The organism is Pseudomonas sp. Fl5BN2 (assembly GCF_009908205.1).
Taxonomy (GTDB): Bacteria; Pseudomonadota; Gammaproteobacteria; order Pseudomonadales; family Pseudomonadaceae; genus Aquipseudomonas.
The window spans coordinates 37,758-54,543 of record NZ_JAAARL010000007.1 but is presented as its reverse complement, the minus strand read 5'-3'; the positions used below and the strand labels follow the sequence as shown (position 1 = coordinate 54,543).

The 16,786-nt window shown below is 64.3% G+C and carries 16 protein-coding genes; 3 read left to right on the top strand and 13 right to left on the bottom strand.

Annotated features, from left to right (window positions below; all coding sequences use genetic code 11):
• From GV819_RS11745 to GV819_RS11715, 7 genes are all read right to left on the bottom strand, one after another.
• Entirely contained in the window at positions 1-2,574 is a 2,574-nt protein-coding gene (locus GV819_RS11745) for a bifunctional diguanylate cyclase/phosphodiesterase (protein WP_161756249.1), read from the bottom strand.
• Between the two features lie 219 nt (positions 2,575-2,793).
• A complete protein-coding gene (gene nudK, locus GV819_RS11740) occupies positions 2,794-3,753 on the bottom strand; it encodes a GDP-mannose pyrophosphatase NudK (protein ID WP_161756248.1) in 960 nt (319 codons plus the stop codon).
• Complete coding sequence (locus GV819_RS11735; protein WP_161756247.1) at positions 3,750-4,739, bottom strand: SMI1/KNR4 family protein; 990 nt, start codon at positions 4,737-4,739, stop codon at positions 3,750-3,752. The genes nudK and GV819_RS11735 overlap by 4 nt, the downstream gene beginning before the upstream one ends.
• A gap of 68 nt (positions 4,740-4,807) precedes the next feature.
• A complete protein-coding gene (locus GV819_RS11730; protein WP_178125091.1) occupies positions 4,808-5,119 on the bottom strand; it encodes an AzlD domain-containing protein in 312 nt (103 codons plus the stop codon).
• The gene (locus tag GV819_RS11725; RefSeq protein ID WP_161756245.1) at positions 5,119-5,817 is read right to left on the bottom strand and encodes an AzlC family ABC transporter permease; all 699 of its coding nucleotides are present in this window, start codon (positions 5,815-5,817) and stop codon (positions 5,119-5,121) included. Before GV819_RS11725 ends, GV819_RS11730 begins: the two co-directional genes overlap by 1 nt.
• Positions 5,818-6,084: 267 nt before the next feature.
• Positions 6,085-7,281 (bottom strand): enoyl-ACP reductase FabV, encoded by a 1,197-nt coding sequence (gene fabV / locus GV819_RS11720; protein ID WP_161756244.1) that lies wholly within the window; start codon positions 7,279-7,281, stop codon positions 6,085-6,087.
• A gap of 288 nt (positions 7,282-7,569) precedes the next feature.
• Positions 7,570-8,601 carry a lysozyme inhibitor LprI family protein gene (locus GV819_RS11715; RefSeq protein WP_161756243.1) on the bottom strand — a complete coding sequence of 344 codons (1,032 nt, stop codon included), beginning with the start codon at positions 8,599-8,601 and terminating at the stop codon, positions 7,570-7,572.
• Positions 8,602-8,789: 188 nt separating this feature from the next.
• On the opposite strand from GV819_RS11715, the gene GV819_RS11710 reads away from it, so the two are divergent.
• A complete protein-coding gene (locus tag GV819_RS11710; RefSeq protein WP_161756242.1) occupies positions 8,790-9,533 on the top strand; it encodes a substrate-binding periplasmic protein in 744 nt (247 codons plus the stop codon).
• Positions 9,534-9,538: 5 nt separating this feature from the next.
• Complete coding sequence (locus GV819_RS11705) at positions 9,539-9,862, top strand: hypothetical protein (RefSeq protein WP_161756241.1); 324 nt, start codon at positions 9,539-9,541, stop codon at positions 9,860-9,862.
• A 43-nt stretch (positions 9,863-9,905) separates the two neighbouring features.
• Here the strand turns inward: GV819_RS11705 and GV819_RS11700 are convergent, their stop codons facing one another.
• Positions 9,906-10,241 (bottom strand): hypothetical protein, encoded by a 336-nt coding sequence (locus GV819_RS11700; RefSeq protein WP_161756240.1) that lies wholly within the window; start codon positions 10,239-10,241, stop codon positions 9,906-9,908.
• A 174-nt stretch (positions 10,242-10,415) separates the two neighbouring features.
• Between GV819_RS11700 and GV819_RS11695 the strand changes: the two genes are divergently transcribed.
• Complete coding sequence (locus GV819_RS11695) at positions 10,416-11,228, top strand: DeoR/GlpR family DNA-binding transcription regulator (RefSeq protein WP_161756239.1); 813 nt, start codon at positions 10,416-10,418, stop codon at positions 11,226-11,228.
• A 37-nt stretch (positions 11,229-11,265) separates the two neighbouring features.
• On the opposite strand, the gene GV819_RS11690 is transcribed toward GV819_RS11695, so the two are convergent.
• The 5 genes from GV819_RS11690 to otnK form a co-directional block, all read right to left on the bottom strand.
• Positions 11,266-12,333: an alpha/beta fold hydrolase gene (locus GV819_RS11690; protein WP_161756238.1), complete on the bottom strand. Its 1,068-nt coding sequence runs from the start codon at positions 12,331-12,333 to the stop codon at positions 11,266-11,268.
• A gap of 71 nt (positions 12,334-12,404) precedes the next feature.
• Positions 12,405-13,187 carry a 2-oxo-tetronate isomerase gene (gene otnI, locus GV819_RS11685; RefSeq protein ID WP_161756237.1) on the bottom strand — a complete coding sequence of 261 codons (783 nt, stop codon included), beginning with the start codon at positions 13,185-13,187 and terminating at the stop codon, positions 12,405-12,407.
• A 22-nt stretch (positions 13,188-13,209) separates the two neighbouring features.
• On the bottom strand, positions 13,210-14,670 hold the full coding sequence (locus tag GV819_RS11680; protein ID WP_161756236.1) for an SLC13 family permease: 1,461 nt from the start codon (positions 14,668-14,670) through the stop codon (positions 13,210-13,212).
• 186 nt (positions 14,671-14,856) lie between these two features.
• Complete coding sequence (locus GV819_RS11675) at positions 14,857-15,495, bottom strand: aldolase (RefSeq protein ID WP_161756235.1); 639 nt, start codon at positions 15,493-15,495, stop codon at positions 14,857-14,859.
• Positions 15,492-16,784, bottom strand: coding sequence for a 3-oxo-tetronate kinase (gene otnK, locus GV819_RS11670; protein ID WP_161756234.1), 1,293 nt, complete (start codon positions 16,782-16,784; stop codon positions 15,492-15,494). The genes GV819_RS11675 and otnK overlap by 4 nt, the downstream gene beginning before the upstream one ends.
• Positions 16,785-16,786 lie beyond the last annotated feature (2 nt).

The following is a 16,786-nucleotide window of genomic DNA, read 5'->3' as shown; positions in this document are numbered from 1 at the left end:
TCAGGTGCTCGAACCTGCGGCCTGGGCCGCCTCGGCGCAGAGTGCCAATAACCCTGCAGTCTCCAGCGGCGGCCCCAGGTGGCTGCCTTGGACTTCGTCACACTGGATGGCATGCAGCAGCTTGAGCTGCTCCGTTGTTTCCACACCTTCGGCAACCACCCGCAACGACAGGGCGTGCGCCAGGTCGACGATCGCCTGGACAATCGAACGCCCGGTGTCATTGCCGTGCATCCTGGCCACCAGGCTGTGGTCAATCTTCAGGCCATCCAGAGGAAAACTCTGCAGGAACTGCAACGCCGAGTAGCCGGTACCGAAGTCATCCATCAACAGACGCACCCCCAAAGCCTTGAGCCCCTGCATGCTGGTCAGCACCTGACGACTGTCGTCGAACAGCATCTTGTCGGTCACTTCCAGTTCCAGCCGTGAGGGCTCCAGCCCGCTCCGAATCAGCGCACCGTTGATTCGGGCCACCAGTTGCCCGCGCTGAAACTCGCTGGACGACAGCTTTACCGCCAGCAGCAGGTGCCCGGGCCAGCTGCGGGCGGCGCGGCAGGCCGCGTGCAGCACCCAGTCGCTCAACGGCAGGATCAGGCCGCTGTCCTCGGCGATCGGTACAAACACCTCCGGCTCCAGTAGCCCGCGTTGCGGATGCTGCCAGCGCACCAGCGCCTCGGCGCCCACCAGGCGTCGGTCGGCCAGCCGGTAACGAGGCTGGAACTGCAGGATCAGTTGATCCTGTTCAATCGCATGGCGCAGGTCGCGCTCCAGGCTGCGCCGCTCGATGATCCGCACCTTCATGTCAGCGGCATAGAAACGCCAGGTGCTGCGTCCTGCCGCCTTGGCCTCGTAGAGGGCAATGTCAGCGAAGCGCAGCAGCTCCTCGGCTTGGCGGGCGTCGGCCGGGGCCCGGGCAATGCCGATGCTGGCACTGATGAAGACTTCATGCCCGCAAATGTAGAACGGCGCTTCGATCCGCTCGATCAAGCGCCGGCACAGGCCTTCGATCTCGGCCTCGGTCACTTGCCCCGGCACCACCAGGACAAACTCGTCGCCGCCGACCCTGGCCACCAGGTCTTCACTGCGCAGGCACTGGCTCAGGCGCTGGGAGACCTCATGCAGCACCTGGTCGCCGGCCGCATGCCCCAACAGGTCATTCACCGGCTTGAAGCGATCGAGGTCGATGCTGAGCATCAACAAGGGCTCCTGCAAGAGCGGCAAGGCCTGGAGCTTGCCTTCGAGAAACTCCTGCATGCGCGTGCGGTTGGCCAGCCCGGTCAGGGCATCGTGCTGGGACAAGTACTCGATCCGCCGCCGGGCCGCGACTTCCTCGGTGATGTCGCTGGCGGTGCCACGGTAACCACCAGCAGCCATGGCCCGCACCGAAAGACGGCAGATCCGCGGCTGCCGCTCACCATCCAGGTAAGTGCACTGCAAGACCGCCTGCGGGTGCCGGTCCGGAAGCGCCAGCCAGCTTTGCAGCGAATCCTGATCGGTGCTCAGCAGCTCGTCCATCGCCAGCCCCAGGGTTGCCTCCCGAGCCAGCCCCGTGACCACCTCGAAGCGCTCGGAGAGATAGGTGAAACGCAGTTGCGGATCGACTTCCCAGATCCAGTCGGAGGCAGCTTCGGCGACGTCGCGAAAACGCTCCTCGCTGGCCGCCAGGGCCCAGCGACTGACGCGCAAGGCCTGCACTTGCTGATCCATCAGCCGAGCCGCAGCAGCGGCTCGGCGCAACAGGAACCCAGCCATCAGCCCTACTAGCAGGCCCGCCAACAGCAACAGCGGCATCACCAGCAGCAACAACCGGTGCCCCGGACGCGCGGGTTGCCACTGCAGGGTTCCGGCGCCTTCGGGCAAGGCCAGGGTGGGCAGCCCGTCCGCCGCTCCGGCAGCGGCCAGTTGCAGTTGCTCGATGCCCATTCCCTGCCCCAGGGCTAGCAACCGCGTCGGATCCAAGCGAGCCACAAAGATCAGCACCGATTGCGGTCCGGCATCGCCCCGCACCTGCGGATCGTTGCCCGGGCTCAGCACATCGGCCACCACCAGCGCCGGAACGCCGGCGATCGACAGGTAGCGGCTGCTGGCGTTGCCGCCGGCCGCCACCAGACGCGCGTGATCCACCAGAGGTTGCAGGGTTTCCCCCAGCCAGTCCCGGGCATCCATCGACACCAGGCGTCCGGCCACCAGCGCGTAGACGGTCCGCCCCTGCGGGTCGATCACAAACACCCCGTCGAACCCCAGGTCCTGGTACAGGGTCGGACCGAAGTTCTGACGGGTGAAAGCCCACTCCAGATCGACGCTCAGGTGCAAGTGCTGGTAGGCATCACCCCACAGCGCGTAGTCCTTGAGGGTGGTGCGGGCATTGCTGTCGAAGGCCTGCAGTGCCTTGTCGAGATCCAGGCGGCTGTGCTGCTCGGCGGCAAGGTTCTGATCGAGGGCGATGTACACCAGCAACACCGCGGTGAACAGAAACAGCGCCAGCAACAGCCCCAAGCATCCCAGCAAGGTGGTCCGGGTCAGCGCCTGATTGGAGGGGCTGCTCCCTGGTGACGGATCAAGACCGAGATTTTCCATAGGGCTCCATGCGCCATAGCGACAAAGCGACCGGCGTGACTCACGCCGACATATGGTCTTTGACGAAGCTCCCGCTTGCCTATTGAAGATAGACAGTATTTTTCCGCCAGGCTCGAAGAAAAGCCCGGGGCCGGGGTGGCACTGGAGAGACGTTGGAGCAGGCCGGGACTGCCGGCGGCGAATGAGGCCGCCAACAGTCCGCTCAGCAGCGCGGGTTGATCAGGCGCGGAGCGCGACCGGAGTCAGCGCAGGCAGTTGCTCCACCTGATGATAGATACCCAGGCCCAGCCCCTGGGCGATGCGCACCATGGCATCGGAGCCTGCCGAGGCCCCACCGATGCGCAGCACCGCGTCACAGCGCTCCAGCAGGCGTTCGGCATAGGCGTGAAACTGCGCGTTGTACACCGCGTCACCCACGGCCCGGGAGCCCGCCAGGCGGGTCATTGGCAACGCCACCCACTCCCCCAGCACCGGGAAATGCCCGGCCGCCAGGACCTGGGCGGCACACTGCTCCATGGCTTCGACATTGCGTGCCAGCAACGCCGGATCGTCATCCGTGCCGGAACGATAAGGGCCGGCCACCAGCACCATCAGGCTGCGAGGCTTGAGCACATGCAACTGCAGGTATTGCAGGAGCATGATGGTCTTGCCATCAGCGATCTCCCCGCTCTTGATCATGCCCAGGGCCTGGTCGATGTCCAGTTCCAGGACCTCGATGTCCTCGCCCTCATGCTCCAGGCCGCCGCCGTCGCTGATGCGGTCCCCGGCCTGGTAGCGGCCAATGAAGAAATGCACCCGCTCGGTCACCGAGCCCGGGCTCATGAAGGCGTCGAAGACCTTCTGCACCTCCCCTACCCGATAACCTGTTTCCTCCTCCGCCTCCTGGCGAATGCGGACTTCCGGACTGGCGTTGTCCAGCAGGCCGGCGGCGGTTTCGATCAGGTAGCCGCTGTGGCCATTGACGAAGGCCGGTATGCGGAACTGCCGGGTCAGCAGTACCGTGCGCAGCTCGAGGTTGTACAACAGGATCGTCGCGCCATTGCCCCGGTCGTAGACCTCACGGGCCTGGGCCTGCCAGCTACCGTCGCGACGACGCAACTCGAAGCTGTACTTCTTCAGCACATACCAGTTGTCAGACAGGGTTTGTTCGCCAGTGATACGGACCGACTCGTGGCTCATGGGTGCTCCTGGGGCTGAGGCTGTTCTTCGCGCAACGCGGCCAACTGCTTGAGCAACTGGCCGCGATAGTCTTCGCTCAAGACCAGGCCGCCAGCGCTCTGGCGTATCTGCCCGGCGCCCAGCCGATCGCGGAACCAGTCCTCGATGAAGCGCGGCGCGTAGCCGCCGGTACCGAAGCCGTTGCCGAAGGCAATCATGTGCTGGTAGGCCAGCAGGTACTGTGATTTATCCGCCACCGGGTGGCGATTCTGATACAGCCAGAACTGCAGGTCGTACAACAGCTGCGACAACGGGTCGGCGTGCAGGGCGAAGTAGCGCTTGTCCTCGACAATCCGCAAGGCAATCTCGCGGATCAGTGCAGCGATGTCAGGGACCTGCTGGAAGTGCTCGATCAGCTCGCCCAGCAACGGCGAAAACCCAGCGTTGACGACCTTGTCCAGGTCGTCGAGGTAATCCTGCTCCGCGTTGTCATACACCTCCCACGACACCAAGCCGCGGACAAACGCCTCGAAACTCGAGGCCAGGAAAGTCACCTCATAGTCGCTCTCCTGGTCCACATGCACCACCTGCGGCTCACCCTCGGGGCCGCACTCGCGGTAGTCCAGGGCAATCATGTCGTGCCCGGCGGACGGGCAATCGCAGATGTACACCCCAAGGTCCGGATAGCCCCATTCCTCGATCATGAAACGACTGCCGAGCCCACCCCCCAGGGAGTAGTGCGAGTCGCTGCCAATGCACAGGAAACTGTCGATCGCACAATGGTCTTGCGCCCAGGAAGTGCCCTGCTCCACCGGGAAACAGGTCAGCCGCGGACGGCCGCCGTTGTAGCGGCGCATGAAGGCCACATAGGACGCCGGCAAGCGGTAGCCCAACTGTTGTTGCAGTTCGGCGATCAGTTGATCGCTGGGCGGCGGCTGGTTGATCTTTCTGCTGGAGCCCTGGTCCCAGAATGCATCCAGGTCAATATCGTGGGGAAAGTCGCTCATCCAAAGCATCCATTGCAGTTGAAAAAAAGGCCTGAGCCTAAGGCGGCACAGGCTACCTCAATCGCCCCTCACAGCCACCAGCGCAGAAGGAAAAAGAAACCCATGCTCAGCAACATGCTGACCAGGGTATTGCGCGTGTAGATCACCAGCGCAATCGCCACCAGGGAGCTCAACAGGTAGGGATTGTCCCACCCCAGGTTCAACTGATGCTCGGGCATGAACACGATGGGCCCGCAGATTGCCGTGAGCATTCCCGGCACCGCGAAACCGAGGAACTGCCGCGCATTGCTGCTCAGGCGCAGTGGCAGGCGCGGCTCGAGAAAGACATAGCGATTGAGAAACACCAACAGGCCCATGCCGAAGATAACTGCCCAGACCATCATGTGCGCCCCCGATACAGCTTGTTGCAGACAAAGCCCGCAGTCATGCCCGCCAGGCCGGCCAATACCAGGGCCGAGCCCCAGTGCCAATAACTGAACAGCACCGAACAGAACAGCGACACCGCGACACAGACCACCGTCGGCACATTGCGTACCAGCGGCGTAATCAGGGCGATGAAGGTGGCGGCAATGGAGAAGTCCAGCCCCAGGTGCTCCAACCCTGGAATGCTCTTGCCCAGGACGATGCCCAGCAGGGTGAAGAGGTTCCACGCCACATAGAAGGTCAGGCCCACGCCCAGGGCGTACCAGCGGTTGAACTGCTGCTGGTCATGGGCACTGGTCAGGGCAAACAGCTCATCGGTGAGCAGAAAGCCCAGGCCCACCCGCCAGCGGCCGGGCAACGGCGAAATCACCGAGCGCAGGCTCATGCCGTAGAGCAAGTGCTGGGAGGTCAGCAGCAAGGTGGTCAGCAGGATCGAGAAGACCCCCGCCCCGCCCTTGAGCATGCCGATGGCCACCAGTTGCGCGGCACCGGCGAAGACAATGCTCGACAGCCCCTGGCCTTGCAGCGGGGTGAGATTGGCCTCAATGGCCATGGAGCCTGCCAGCAGCCCCCAGGGCGCGGTGGCCAGGGACAACGGCACGATGGCAATGGCGCCACGAACAAAGGCGGCACGGGGTAAGAGAACGCTGGACATAGAACCCTGCACACAAATAACGGACGCTGACTGTGCCATCTGCCGGCGCCCCTGGCTTGAACGATCTTGCGCAATTGCCCGCGCCTGCAGGAATCGCTCACGTAGGCGCTGGCTCGTGTAGGAGCTGGCTCGCCAGCGAAGGCATCGCCAAGACCAGCACAAGACCTGCGGAGCCCTTCGCCGGCAAGCCGGCTCCTACAGGGAATATGTGGGCGCAAACGACAGCGCCCCTCACGAGGAGGGGCGCTGGCTGATGCTACACGCAGCTTACAGCTGGATCAGGTTGCTGATCTTCACGTCCGGATCGACGTCGGCTTCATAGTCGACGCCCGGGATCTCGAAACCGAACAAGCGCAGGAACTCTTGCTTGTAACCGACGAAATCGGTCATTTCGTAGAGGTTCTCGCTGGTGACCTGGTCCCACAGGGCTTTCACCCGGTCCTGGACCTGCGGTTCCAGCTCTTTGTAGTCGGCGCGCAGACGGCCTTCCTGGTCGATCACTGGCGTCTCGGCGTACAGGCTGTTCTTGTACAAGCCGTAGACCTGTTCGATGCAACCTTCGTGGCTGCCCTGCTCTTTCATCACCTTGAACAGCAGCGACAGGTACAGCGGCATGATCGGGATTGCCGAGCTGGCCTGGGTCACCACGGCCTTGAGTACCGACACCCTAGCGTCGCCACCCAGGTCGGCCAGTTGCTGGCGCATGCCGATGACTTTGTGGTCCAGGTCTTTCTTGGCTTCGCCAATCGAACCGTTCCAGTAGATGTCGTGGGTCAGCTTCTCGCCCAGGTAGGTAAAGGCGGTGGTTTTCGCGCCTTCAGCCAGAACCCCGGCTTCGTGCAGCGCGTCGATCCACATCTGCCAGTCTTCGCCGCCCATCACCGCCACGGTGCCGTCGATCTCTTCCTGGGTCGCCGGCTGCAGGGTGGTTTCCTTGACGATTTCCTTGTCGGTGTCGACACCGCGCAGGGTCACGGACTTGCCCAGGGGCTTGAGGGTCGAGCTCAGCACTTCACCGGTCTTGGGGTGGGTGCGGCGCGGGGCGGCCAGGCTGTAGACCACCAGGTCGATCTTGCCCAGGTCGCGCTTGATGGTCTCGATGGTCTCGGCCTTGACCGCGTCGGAGAAGGCGTCGCCATTGATGCTCTTGGCGTACAGGCCTTTTTCTTCGGCGAACTTGTGGAACGCCGCGGTGTTGTACCAGCCGGCGGTGCCCAGCTTGCCGTCAGCGCTGCCGCGCTCGAAGAACACCCCGAGGGTGTTGGCGCCGCAACCGAAGGCGGCAGTGATGCGTGCCGCCAGGCCGTAGCCGGTGGATGCGCCGAGGACCAGTACGTTCTTCGGCCCTGCGTCGATGGCGCCCTGCTGGGTGACGTAATCGATCTGTTGCTTGACGTTGGCTTCGCAACCCACCGGGTGGGTCGTCACACAGATAAAGCCGCGAACGCGGGGTTTGATGACCATACAAATTCTCCCAATTTCAATGTGCCAGGCGCCGATAACGGCGGCGGCAGTGTCACTTGCTAAGTCGTAGACGCTCGCCATGGCTTCGCGTCACCAACCCGACGAATTTGCCCGGCAAGGCTCGCGTCTGCCAGCGCCCGAAGTGTCGCCCCTGGCGCAAAAATCGGCGTCGCGCATTGCCAGGGGCGAGACTCTAGCAGTTGCACCTGCGCTGTTGCGCGTCGGTACAGCGAAATTTTGGTGATTTCGCCCGTGCCATTGGCCACGCCAAGAATTCAAGATCAAGCCTCAAGGCATCATGTCCAGCGCCAGGCGCTTGCCCTTGGTGCGTTCCTCGTACCAGTTCTGCACCGCATCCGGCAGGCTTTCCTTCCACTCCGGGACCGTGGTGTAGTAGCGCACCCGCACCTCATCCGCCGGCCCCACCGGTTTCAGCAGCGCCACCCACAGCTGCCCCTGGGCACCGCGGACTACCACCGCTGCATTGGTGGTGGCCAGCCCTCGTAGCCACATTTCGGTGACCTCGGCGCCCGGCAGCTCGGCAGAGCTTTGCGCCATGAACACCGAGCCGCTGTCGAGCAAGGTCTGGTAGTCCTCCTTGAGCAGTTGCCGGGCTTGCCGGTCTTCCTCTTCGCTGTGGACCAGGGCCAGGGTCAGCAGCGAGTACTCCGACTTCAGTGGCTGCCTGGAAGCGACGTAGGTGCCGTCGTAACGGACCCCGCTGCCGGCGCCACAGGCGAAGGACTCGCCATCCTGCATGACCTCCAGCAGGCCGTTGCGCGCACTGAAGCGCAGGCTGCAACCTTCGACCGCGTACATTGCCTCGCCCCCCTTGATTCGCGCCTTGCCCTGCAGCGCACCGGAGTTGGCGCCGCCCATGGCGGATAGATCGAAGGCCAGGCGATCCGCCCCCACGTGCCGGATCACCAGTTCACCGGCATAAAACGGACTGTTGGACACCCGCTGCCAAGTGCCCTGCCAATTGAACGGCACATTCATGTAGCGCAGCTCGGTCAAACGGCTCAGGTAGGTGCCCCGCAGACAGGCCAGCTCGGCCGCGCACTGGTCGCGCCGCTTGAGCCACTGCCGCTGATCGAAGCGCAGCGCCTTGGGGTCTGTCGCCTTGGCCAGGGTCGTCGCCCAGGCTGCACCCAGGCGGCTGTCCAAACCGGCGGTGTAAGGGTCGGCACAGATCGCCTTCTCACTGGTGCTGGCGGCTTTTTTGCAGTCGAAACTGCTGGCCTGGAGCCCCTGGGAACAGGCCAGGGCAACGAACAACAGCCCGCAGGCCGGCCATGAGCGGATGAGGGGTAAAAACATGGGTCGATTCCATTCTGAAAAGGCCGCGCAAGAATACCCGCAGGCCTTTCTCGGTTGCACAGCATTGATGAAAAAAACTGCCTGCAACAGCAGGCCCTTTCTCTCGTCTGGTGATGCCGGTAATTTTTCCGCGACGGCTCTGGCACTGTCGTACTAAGCTCTGCTCCTTTGTATTTTCAAGGTGCGCGATGAACTGGGTTCTGGGAGGAATGTTGGCCCTGTTGAGCCTCGCGGCCAACGCGGCGGAACTGCGCATGTTGACCGATAACCATCCGCCGCTGCACTTCCAGCAGGGTGAGCGAATGGTGGGTTTCGGCGTCGATGTGGTCGAGGCGTTGGCACAACGCAGCGGCGATCAGATCCGGGTTCAGCAACGACCAATGTTGCGCGCCCTGCGCGATGCCAGCGAAGCCGCCGACACGGCGGTGTTTACCATACTGCGCACCGCCGAGCGCGAGTCCAGTTATCAGTGGGTAGGCCCGCTGATGCAGACCGAGACCGCGCTCTACGCCCGCAGCAGCGATAGTGCAACGGTGACTGATGTGCGCCAGACCCGGGGGCAGATCGCCGTGCCGCGCAAATGGCTGGTCTACAGCTACCTCAAGCAACAGGGGCTGGACAACCTGTGGGGCGTCGACAGCCCGGAAATCATGATGCGCCTGCTGCAGGTCGGCCGCGTGCAGTACGTGGTGGCCGACACCATGAGCGTGGGCACCTTCGCCGCCGAACAGGGCCTGCACGTCGACCAGTTGCGTTACCAGATACCGCTGATGCACCAGGATGCCTATATCGCCTTCTCGCCCAAGGTCGACGCTGCCCGGGTGGCCCGCTGGCAACAGGCCCTGGATGCAATGAAACGCGATGGCAGCCTGCTGCAAATCAAGCAGCGCTGGCATATCGACCAGGCCAAGATCCACCCCATACAGGAGTAACCCCGATGGATGCCAAGACGCTGGTGGCCAGTTGGATTGCGGAAAAACAGCATTACCTGAACAGCCTGCAGGAGTCCCCCTCCTCCAGCGCCGCTGCTCGCCTGCACGCCCTGGCGCTGCCTGCCGACCAGCAGGCCCAGGTCGTAGAGTTACTCGACTGCGCCTTGACCGACCAGCTCTACACTTTGTTGCTGGGCCTGGATGGCGCGGCGAGCATCGGCGGCCAGCAACATGACTTTGCTCTCTATAACGAAGCAGGCCAGGCGCTCACCGGCAGCGGTGAGCTGGAGGCCGAGGCCTACGCGCAATTGCATGAGCGGCAAACCTGAGCGTCCCCCCTGTGCTGGGCCTGCTCACAGACCGCGCGGGCAGCTAAACCGGTGTTGCTTGCAGTGCCGCGTCCAGGGCCACTTCCACGTCCGCCGGCGCAAGCGGATGCGAACCGAGCCACAGGCTGAAATCCGCCGCCTTGATGCGCAAGGTCAAGGCGCCCTGATCGCCCGGGTAGCGCCGCAACGACAGGTCCAATGCGTCGGCCGACTCGTGGCTCGACAGCAGGTCCCACAGGCTACCGTGCAGATCCAGCAGCACCCTGCCGCTGCCGCACTCCACCAGCCTGGGGCTAGCGATCCAATGGCTCATGCGCATTTCTCGCCAGGCAGTATTGAGGGTGAGACGGCCCTGGAAAAACCCTTCGTCGTCGCTCATCGCGGATAGAACCTTTACTCAATGTGGATCTGCGGATGGCCAGGGTAACCCCCAGGGCCAACCAGCAGCTATCGAACCTGCGCCCCAAAGGCATTCCAAGCTCCTCTACACTGCACGGATTCGCTACTATATGCCGCTCTTTTCCCTCATCTGCAGCCCTGCTTCGGAGCTTCAATGCCTACTCCCAAGGACCTTGCCAGCGACAGCGGCGCGCCGATGATTCCGGAACAGCGCCGCGAGCAGATCCTGCGCCAGTTGCGCAAGCATCAGGTGCTCAGCGTGCATCAGTTGATGGAGATGTTCGACTGCTCGCACATGACCGTGCGCCGCGATATCGCCCTGTTGGAACAGGAAGGCCGGGCCTATTCGGTCACAGGCGGCGTGCGCATCGTCAGCCAGTTGCACAGCGAGCCCAGCCATCAGTCCAAGGCGGTGGTGGAACTGCCGCAGAAGCAGGCCATGGCCAAGCTCGCGGCGAGCCTGCTGCATGCGGACATGACGGTGTATCTGGATGCCGGCACCAGCACCCTGGAGATCGTGCCCTACATCAAGGCGCTCTCGGGAATGACCGTGGTGACCAACGATTTCGGCGTGGCCCAGGCCTTGATGGATGCGCCCCAGGTGACGGTGATCCATACCGGCGGGCAGTTGGACCACTCCAACCACTCCTGTGTCGGCGGGCTGGCGGTGGCCACCCTTTGCCAGGTGGTGACCGACGTGGCCTTTATCTCCACCAGCTCCTGGGACCTGCGCCGGGGCATCACCACGCCGTCGGCGTTGAAGGTCGAAGTCAAGCAGGTGGCGATGCAGTCGGCGACCCAGGTGGTGCTGGTGGCCAGCAGCTCCAAGTACGGCACCTTCAGCATGTACAAGATCGCCGAACTGGAGCAGTTCGACATCATCATCAGCGACGCTGCCCTCGCCCCCGCAGCGGCGGACGGGATCCGCAAGCACGGGGTGGAATTGCTCCTGCCAGCACAGCCCTGAGTCAGCACTGGCCCCCACCCTCGCCCCGCATGAGCCCTTAGCGGGGCTGTTCGGTTTCGGCCATGAACTGCCCCAGCTCACGAGCGTAGAACCGGGCCATGCCGGTGGTGCCATGGCCACGGGTTTCGGCACTGGCGGGAATCAGCAGCAGGCGGGCATTTTTCACCTGTTTCAGCGCCGCTTGCAGGGTTGCGGTTTCCGGTGGGTTGCGCTCATCGTCCGCGGCATTGATCACCAGCACCGGCGCCTGGATCTTGCTCAACCCTGGCGCGGCGTTGTAGTCCGCCGAAGACTGCCACTGGTAGATGAAGTCATTGGCATCGGCGCTCTGACTGGCCTTGAGGCGCTCCTCCACCAGTTGATCGGCCTGGGCCCGGGTCGGTGCCAGGGCCTGATAGGCCAGGGTGCCGCCACTGGTGCCGGTGGCGAACAGCGCGTTGGCCAGGCGCAGGGACGGCGGCTGTTGCCGGTAGTTGCCCTGGTCCCAGGCCGGATCCTGCTTGATCGACTCCACCAGCAGGCGGCGCATCATCCAGTTGCGCGAGGACATCTCCCCGGGCTGGGAGGCCATCGGCACCAGGGCGTCCATCATCTGCGGCCATTTCTGGCCCCAGAGCCAGGTCTGCATGCCGCCCATGGAATTGCCGATGATCAGCCGCAAGTGCTTGACCCCCAGGCCTTCGGTAACCAGCCGATACTGGGCCTGGACCATGTCGTCGTAGTTGTACTGGGGAAACCGCGCGCGCAAGCCGTCCGAGGGCTTGCTCGACTGGCCGACGCCGATGCCGTCGGTGGCAATGATGTAGTACTTGCTCGCGTCCAGGGCTTGCCCCGGGCCAAACAACTCACCGCCAAAATCCTTGCTCAGCAAGTCGCTGGCCGGCCGATAGGTGCCGTGCAAGTAGAGGACCGCCGGGTTCTTCGGGTCCCCCAGGGTGATGTAGTGCAGTTTCAGGTTGGCCAGCTGTTCACCGTTGTGGAAGGTGAACTGCGGGGCGATCCAAGCGCCTTGGGTGGCCGTCGGCAGGCTGGCCGCCGTGGCCAGGGAAACACCGCCCAGGGACAAAATCAGGCCGAGCGCGGCCCGGCAGGCAAAACGCTGCATGGGGAAACTCCTGTGCTTGTTGTTATCGCAGAGGCCCCTTGGCGCGCCTTGCGCCAGGGGGCAGCGAGCGCCTAGCGCGCCTGCCAGTCCCGCAGCCATTGCAGGCCGGCGGAGGTGTCGCCACGAGGGCGGTATTCGCAGCCGACCCAGCCGTCATAGCCGAGCTCGTCCAGCAGCTGGAACAGGTAGGGATAATTCAGCTCACCCAGGTCCGGCTCGTGGCGATCCGGCACCCCGGCGATCTGGACATGACCGATCCCGGCCAGGTCGCGGCGCAGTTTCACCGCCAGGTCGCCTTCGACGATCTGGCAGTGATAGCAGTCGAACTGCACCTTGAGGTTGGCCGCGCCGACTTCCTTGCAGATGGCCTGGGCCTGGTCCTGGCGATTGAGGAAGAACCCCGGCATGTCCCGGGTGTTGATCGGCTCCAGCAGTACGGTGATACCCGCCTTGGCCGCCTGGGCCGTGGCATGGGCCAGGTTCTCCAGGTACACCCCGTGATGGCGGGCACGGTCGCTTTCCGAGGGCAGCAGGCCGGCCATCACGTGAATCCGCGAGTTGCCCAGCACTGCAGCGTATTCCAGGGCCTTGTCGAACCCCTGGCGGAACTCCTGCTCGCGTCCGGGCAGGGAGACGATGCCCCGCTCCCCCGCCGCCCAGTCACCGGGTGGCGCGTTGAACAGCGCCTGCTGCAGGCCGTGATCATCCAGGCGCTGCTTCAGTTCCTGAGGGCTGTAGTCGTAGGGAAACAGGTACTCCACCGCAGTGAAACCGTCGGCCGCGGCCGCAGCGAAACGATCGAGAAAGGCATGTTCCGGGTAGAGCATGCTGAGGTTGGCAGCAAAACGAGGCATGTTAACTCCTAAGGACCAAGGGTCAGACAAATGGCCAGATCAGCAGGGTAATACAGAACCCCAAGGTGCCAAGCAAAGTGGTGATGACGGTCCAGGTGCGCAGGCCATCCGCCACATTGAGCCCGGCCAGCTTGGTGAAAATCCAGTACCCGGCATCGTTGATATGCGACATGGCCAGCCCGCCACCACCCATGGCCAGGCACAGCAGGGCCATGTGGTTGGGGCTCAGGTTCAGGGTGGCGATCAGCGGGGCGATGATCCCCGCCGTGGTTACCAGGGCCACAGTGGTGGAGCCCTGCACCGCACGCAGCAACAGGGTCAGCAAAAAGCCCAGGGCCAGCACCGGCAGGCCGGTGGTGCGCAGCATGTCGGACACCACGGCGCCGATCCCGGTGTCCACCAGCACCTTGCCGAACACCCCGCCGGCCCCGGCGATCAGGATCACCATGGCCACCCCGGGCAACGCCGAGCCGATCACCTCGGACACCTGGCTGCGGCTCCAGCCCCGACGTGTGCCCAGCAGCCAGGCACAGAGCAAGGTGTCCAGCAGCAGTGCCACCAGCGGCGCGCCGAGCACCGTCAGCACCCCGCGCAAGGTGGACTCCAGTGGTAGCAGGGAGGTGGCCAGGGTGCCCAGCAGGATCAGCACAATGGGCAGCAGGATCAGGCTGACGATCAGGCCGAAACCCGGTGGTGGCGCCGGCGGCAGTTTCGCCACGAGGCTGCCGGTGGACTCTTCCAGGCCCATGTGGGCGACGGCGGCAACGGCTTGCGCGCTGGGCAGTTCGGTCCCTTTGTTCCAGGCTGCCAGATCCTCATTGGTGACGTGCGGGCCATAGACTTCGGCACGGATATCGTCAGTCATCGGGTAGTCGCGCCGCGTCATGCGGGCCGCCACGCGATAGCCGACGTAACACAGGAATGCGGTGAGCGGCAGGCCGAACATCAGCACTCGCCCCAGGTCCGCCCCCAACTGACTGGACGCTGCCACAGCCCCCGGATGGGGCGGCAGGAAGGCGTGCACCGTGAGCAGCGCGGCGCACATCGGCAAGGCGAACACCAGCAGCGGCTTGCGCGCACTGCGGGCCACGCCGTAGGCCAGGGGCATGAGAATGATGACCCCAACCTCGAAGAACACCGGTACGCCGATGATGAAGCCGGCGACGGTCAGGGCCAGGGGCGTGCGGCGGTTGCCGAAGCGCTCGATCAGGGTCTTGGCCAAAGCCTCGGCACCGCCGGAGAGCTCGATGATGCGGCCGATCATCGCCCCCAGGGCGATGATGATGGCGATGTGGCCAAGGGTCTTGCCCATGCCGCCTTCGATGGTGGCCACCAGGTCAGCCGGTTTCACCCCGGCCACCAGGGCTACCAGGATGCTCACCAGCATCAGGGCGACAAAGGGCTGGAACTTGTACTTGAGCACCAGGAACAGCAACAGGGCGATGCCGGCCCCGGCAGTGACCATCAACATCAGCGGGCTCATGGCGCCACCCCTCCACAACGGTGAAGGGGGGAATGGCAGGGAGTACTGGAACCCGTAAAACGCGTGCAATCATTCATCTCGGGAAGTCCTGTTGTTATTGTTTTCCAGCGGCAAGCCGCTCCCCACGAGCGGCCATTGGCAGCTCCCGAGGGCAGGCTTGGGTGAAGCGTTGTCAGGGGCCGGGCGCTACCAGGCAGCGCCGAACGTATCTCGCAGTTCGTCCAGGGCACGTTGTTCCAGGGGGGCCGGACGCGGCTGGCTCAGCAGCCACAGGCGTGCCGTTTCCTCCAGCTCTTCCAGGGCGTAGCTGGCCTTGGACACGCTGCTCTCCCAGATCACCGGCCCCAGGCGTTCGAGCATCACCCCGCGCACCTGGTTGGCCAGTTGCGCGACCTGCTCGGCGACCTTGGGCGAACCCGGGCGCTGGTAGCCGATCAGCGGGATGTGCCCGACCTTCATCACCTGGTACGGAGTCAGCGGGGGCAGGATGTCGTCATTGCTCCAGACCCCAGCCAGGGTCAGTGCCACCAGATGAGTGGAATGGGTATGTACCACCCCGCCCACCTGCGGATTGCGGTCATACACCTGGCGATGCAGGGCCAGAGTCTTGGACGGCTTGTCGCCGCTGACCCACTCCCCGGCCAGATTGACCTTGGCGATGGTCGCCGGGTCCAGGCGCCCGAGGCAGACGTCGGTGGGAGTGATCAGCCAGCCATCGTCGAGCCGGGCGCTGATATTGCCGGCACTGCCCACGGTGTAGCCGCGTTGATAGAGGCTGCGGCCGACGTCACAGATTTCCTCGCGCAGTGCATTTTCCTTGCTCATGACTGACCTCCGGCCAGTTGGCCCAATGCCTTGCTGAAGAACTCGCGGCCGCCAAAGTTGCCGGACTTCAACGCCAGGGCCAGGGGCTCGCCGCCACTGCTGACCGTCGCCGGAACCCCTGGGTCGATTTGCGCACCGATCTGCAACAACTGCACCCCCAGGGCCTTGACCACCGCACCGGAAGTTTCGCCGCCAGCCACCACAAAGCGCCGCACACCGCTGTCGCGCAGGCCCTGGGCGATCTCGCCCAAGGCCGTCTCCACCAGGGCACCGGCACGCTCGACACCGAGCTGGCGCTGTACCGCCTTGACCTCTTCCGCGGTGCTGGTGGCGTAGATCAGTACCGTGTCCTGCTGGTTACGGGCAAACGCCAGGGCTTGATCCACCACCGGCTCACCGGCGGCCAAAGCCAGAGGGTCGATGCGCCAGGCCGGGCGCTCGGCCTCCAGCCAGGCATCGACCTGGGCATTGGTGGCCAATGAGGCGCTACCGGCCAGCACCACTTCTCCACCCGGCACTGCTGGCAGGCTCGCGGCATCCAGGTCACGCAGCTTGCCGGCGCGACGGAAGTTCTCCGGCAGGCCCAGGGCCAGCCCGGAACCGCCGGTCAGCAGCGGCAGGTCGGCGCAGGCCGCGCCGAGGGTATAGAGGTCGGCGTCAGACAGCGCATCGGCAATCGCCATACCGATCCCCTGCCCGCGCAGTTCGGCGATCTTCGTCCGCACCGCGTCCACCCCCAGGGCAATCACGTCGTAGCGCAACAGGCCCACTGGCAGCCTGGTCTGCGCCTGCAGCACCCGCAGCAGGTTGGCGTCGGTCATGGGCGTCAGCGGGTGATGCTGCATGCCCGACTCATTGAGCAACTGGTCCTGGACAAACAGGTGGCCACGGAAAATCGTCCGGCCGTTCTCCGGAAACGCCGGGCACGCCAGGGTAAAGTCGCTGCCCAGGGCCTTGAGCAATGCTTCGCTGACCTGGCCGATGTTGCCCGCCGCAGTGGAATCGAAGGTCGAGCAGTATTTGAAGAAGATCTGTTCGCAACCCTGCTCGCGCAGCCACTGCAGTGCCGCCAGGGATTCGCCAATCGCCTCGGCAACCGGTGTGGTCCGCGACTTGAGGGCGATCACCACGGCGTCGGCGTCCAGGCCGGCAGCCACTTCGGCGCTGGGAATACCGATGCTCTGCACCGTGCGCATGCCGCCGCGCACCAGCATGTTGGCAAGATCTGTGGCGCCGGTGAAATCATCGGCGATGCAGCCCAGCAAGGGCCGCGAGTTGGCAGTAGTCATCG

Bases quoted from the DNA above. Each gene is read 5' to 3' on its own strand.
- otnK (WP_161756234.1), bottom strand. From the start codon at position 16,784: ATGACTACTGCCAACTCGCGGCCCTTGCTGGGCTGCATCGCCGATGAT.
- GV819_RS11710 (WP_161756242.1), top strand. From the start codon at position 8,790: ATGAACTGGGTTCTGGGAGGAATGTTGGCCCTGTTGAGCCTCGCGGCC.
- GV819_RS11705 (WP_161756241.1), top strand. From the start codon at position 9,539: ATGGATGCCAAGACGCTGGTGGCCAGTTGGATTGCGGAAAAACAGCAT.
- GV819_RS11700 (WP_161756240.1), bottom strand. From the start codon at position 10,241: ATGAGCGACGACGAAGGGTTTTTCCAGGGCCGTCTCACCCTCAATACT.
- GV819_RS11745 (WP_161756249.1), bottom strand. From the start codon at position 2,574: ATGGAAAATCTCGGTCTTGATCCGTCACCAGGGAGCAGCCCCTCCAAT.
- nudK (WP_161756248.1), bottom strand. From the start codon at position 3,753: ATGAGCCACGAGTCGGTCCGTATCACTGGCGAACAAACCCTGTCTGAC.
- GV819_RS11730 (WP_178125091.1), bottom strand. From the start codon at position 5,119: ATGGTCTGGGCAGTTATCTTCGGCATGGGCCTGTTGGTGTTTCTCAAT.
- GV819_RS11680 (WP_161756236.1), bottom strand. From the start codon at position 14,670: ATGAGCCCGCTGATGTTGATGGTCACTGCCGGGGCCGGCATCGCCCTG.
- otnI (WP_161756237.1), bottom strand. From the start codon at position 13,187: ATGCCTCGTTTTGCTGCCAACCTCAGCATGCTCTACCCGGAACATGCC.
- GV819_RS11735 (WP_161756247.1), bottom strand. From the start codon at position 4,739: ATGAGCGACTTTCCCCACGATATTGACCTGGATGCATTCTGGGACCAG.
- fabV (WP_161756244.1), bottom strand. From the start codon at position 7,281: ATGGTCATCAAACCCCGCGTTCGCGGCTTTATCTGTGTGACGACCCAC.
- GV819_RS11715 (WP_161756243.1), bottom strand. From the start codon at position 8,601: ATGTTTTTACCCCTCATCCGCTCATGGCCGGCCTGCGGGCTGTTGTTC.
- GV819_RS11725 (WP_161756245.1), bottom strand. From the start codon at position 5,817: ATGTCCAGCGTTCTCTTACCCCGTGCCGCCTTTGTTCGTGGCGCCATT.
- GV819_RS11695 (WP_161756239.1), top strand. From the start codon at position 10,416: ATGCCTACTCCCAAGGACCTTGCCAGCGACAGCGGCGCGCCGATGATT.
- GV819_RS11690 (WP_161756238.1), bottom strand. From the start codon at position 12,333: ATGCAGCGTTTTGCCTGCCGGGCCGCGCTCGGCCTGATTTTGTCCCTG.
- GV819_RS11675 (WP_161756235.1), bottom strand. From the start codon at position 15,495: ATGAGCAAGGAAAATGCACTGCGCGAGGAAATCTGTGACGTCGGCCGC.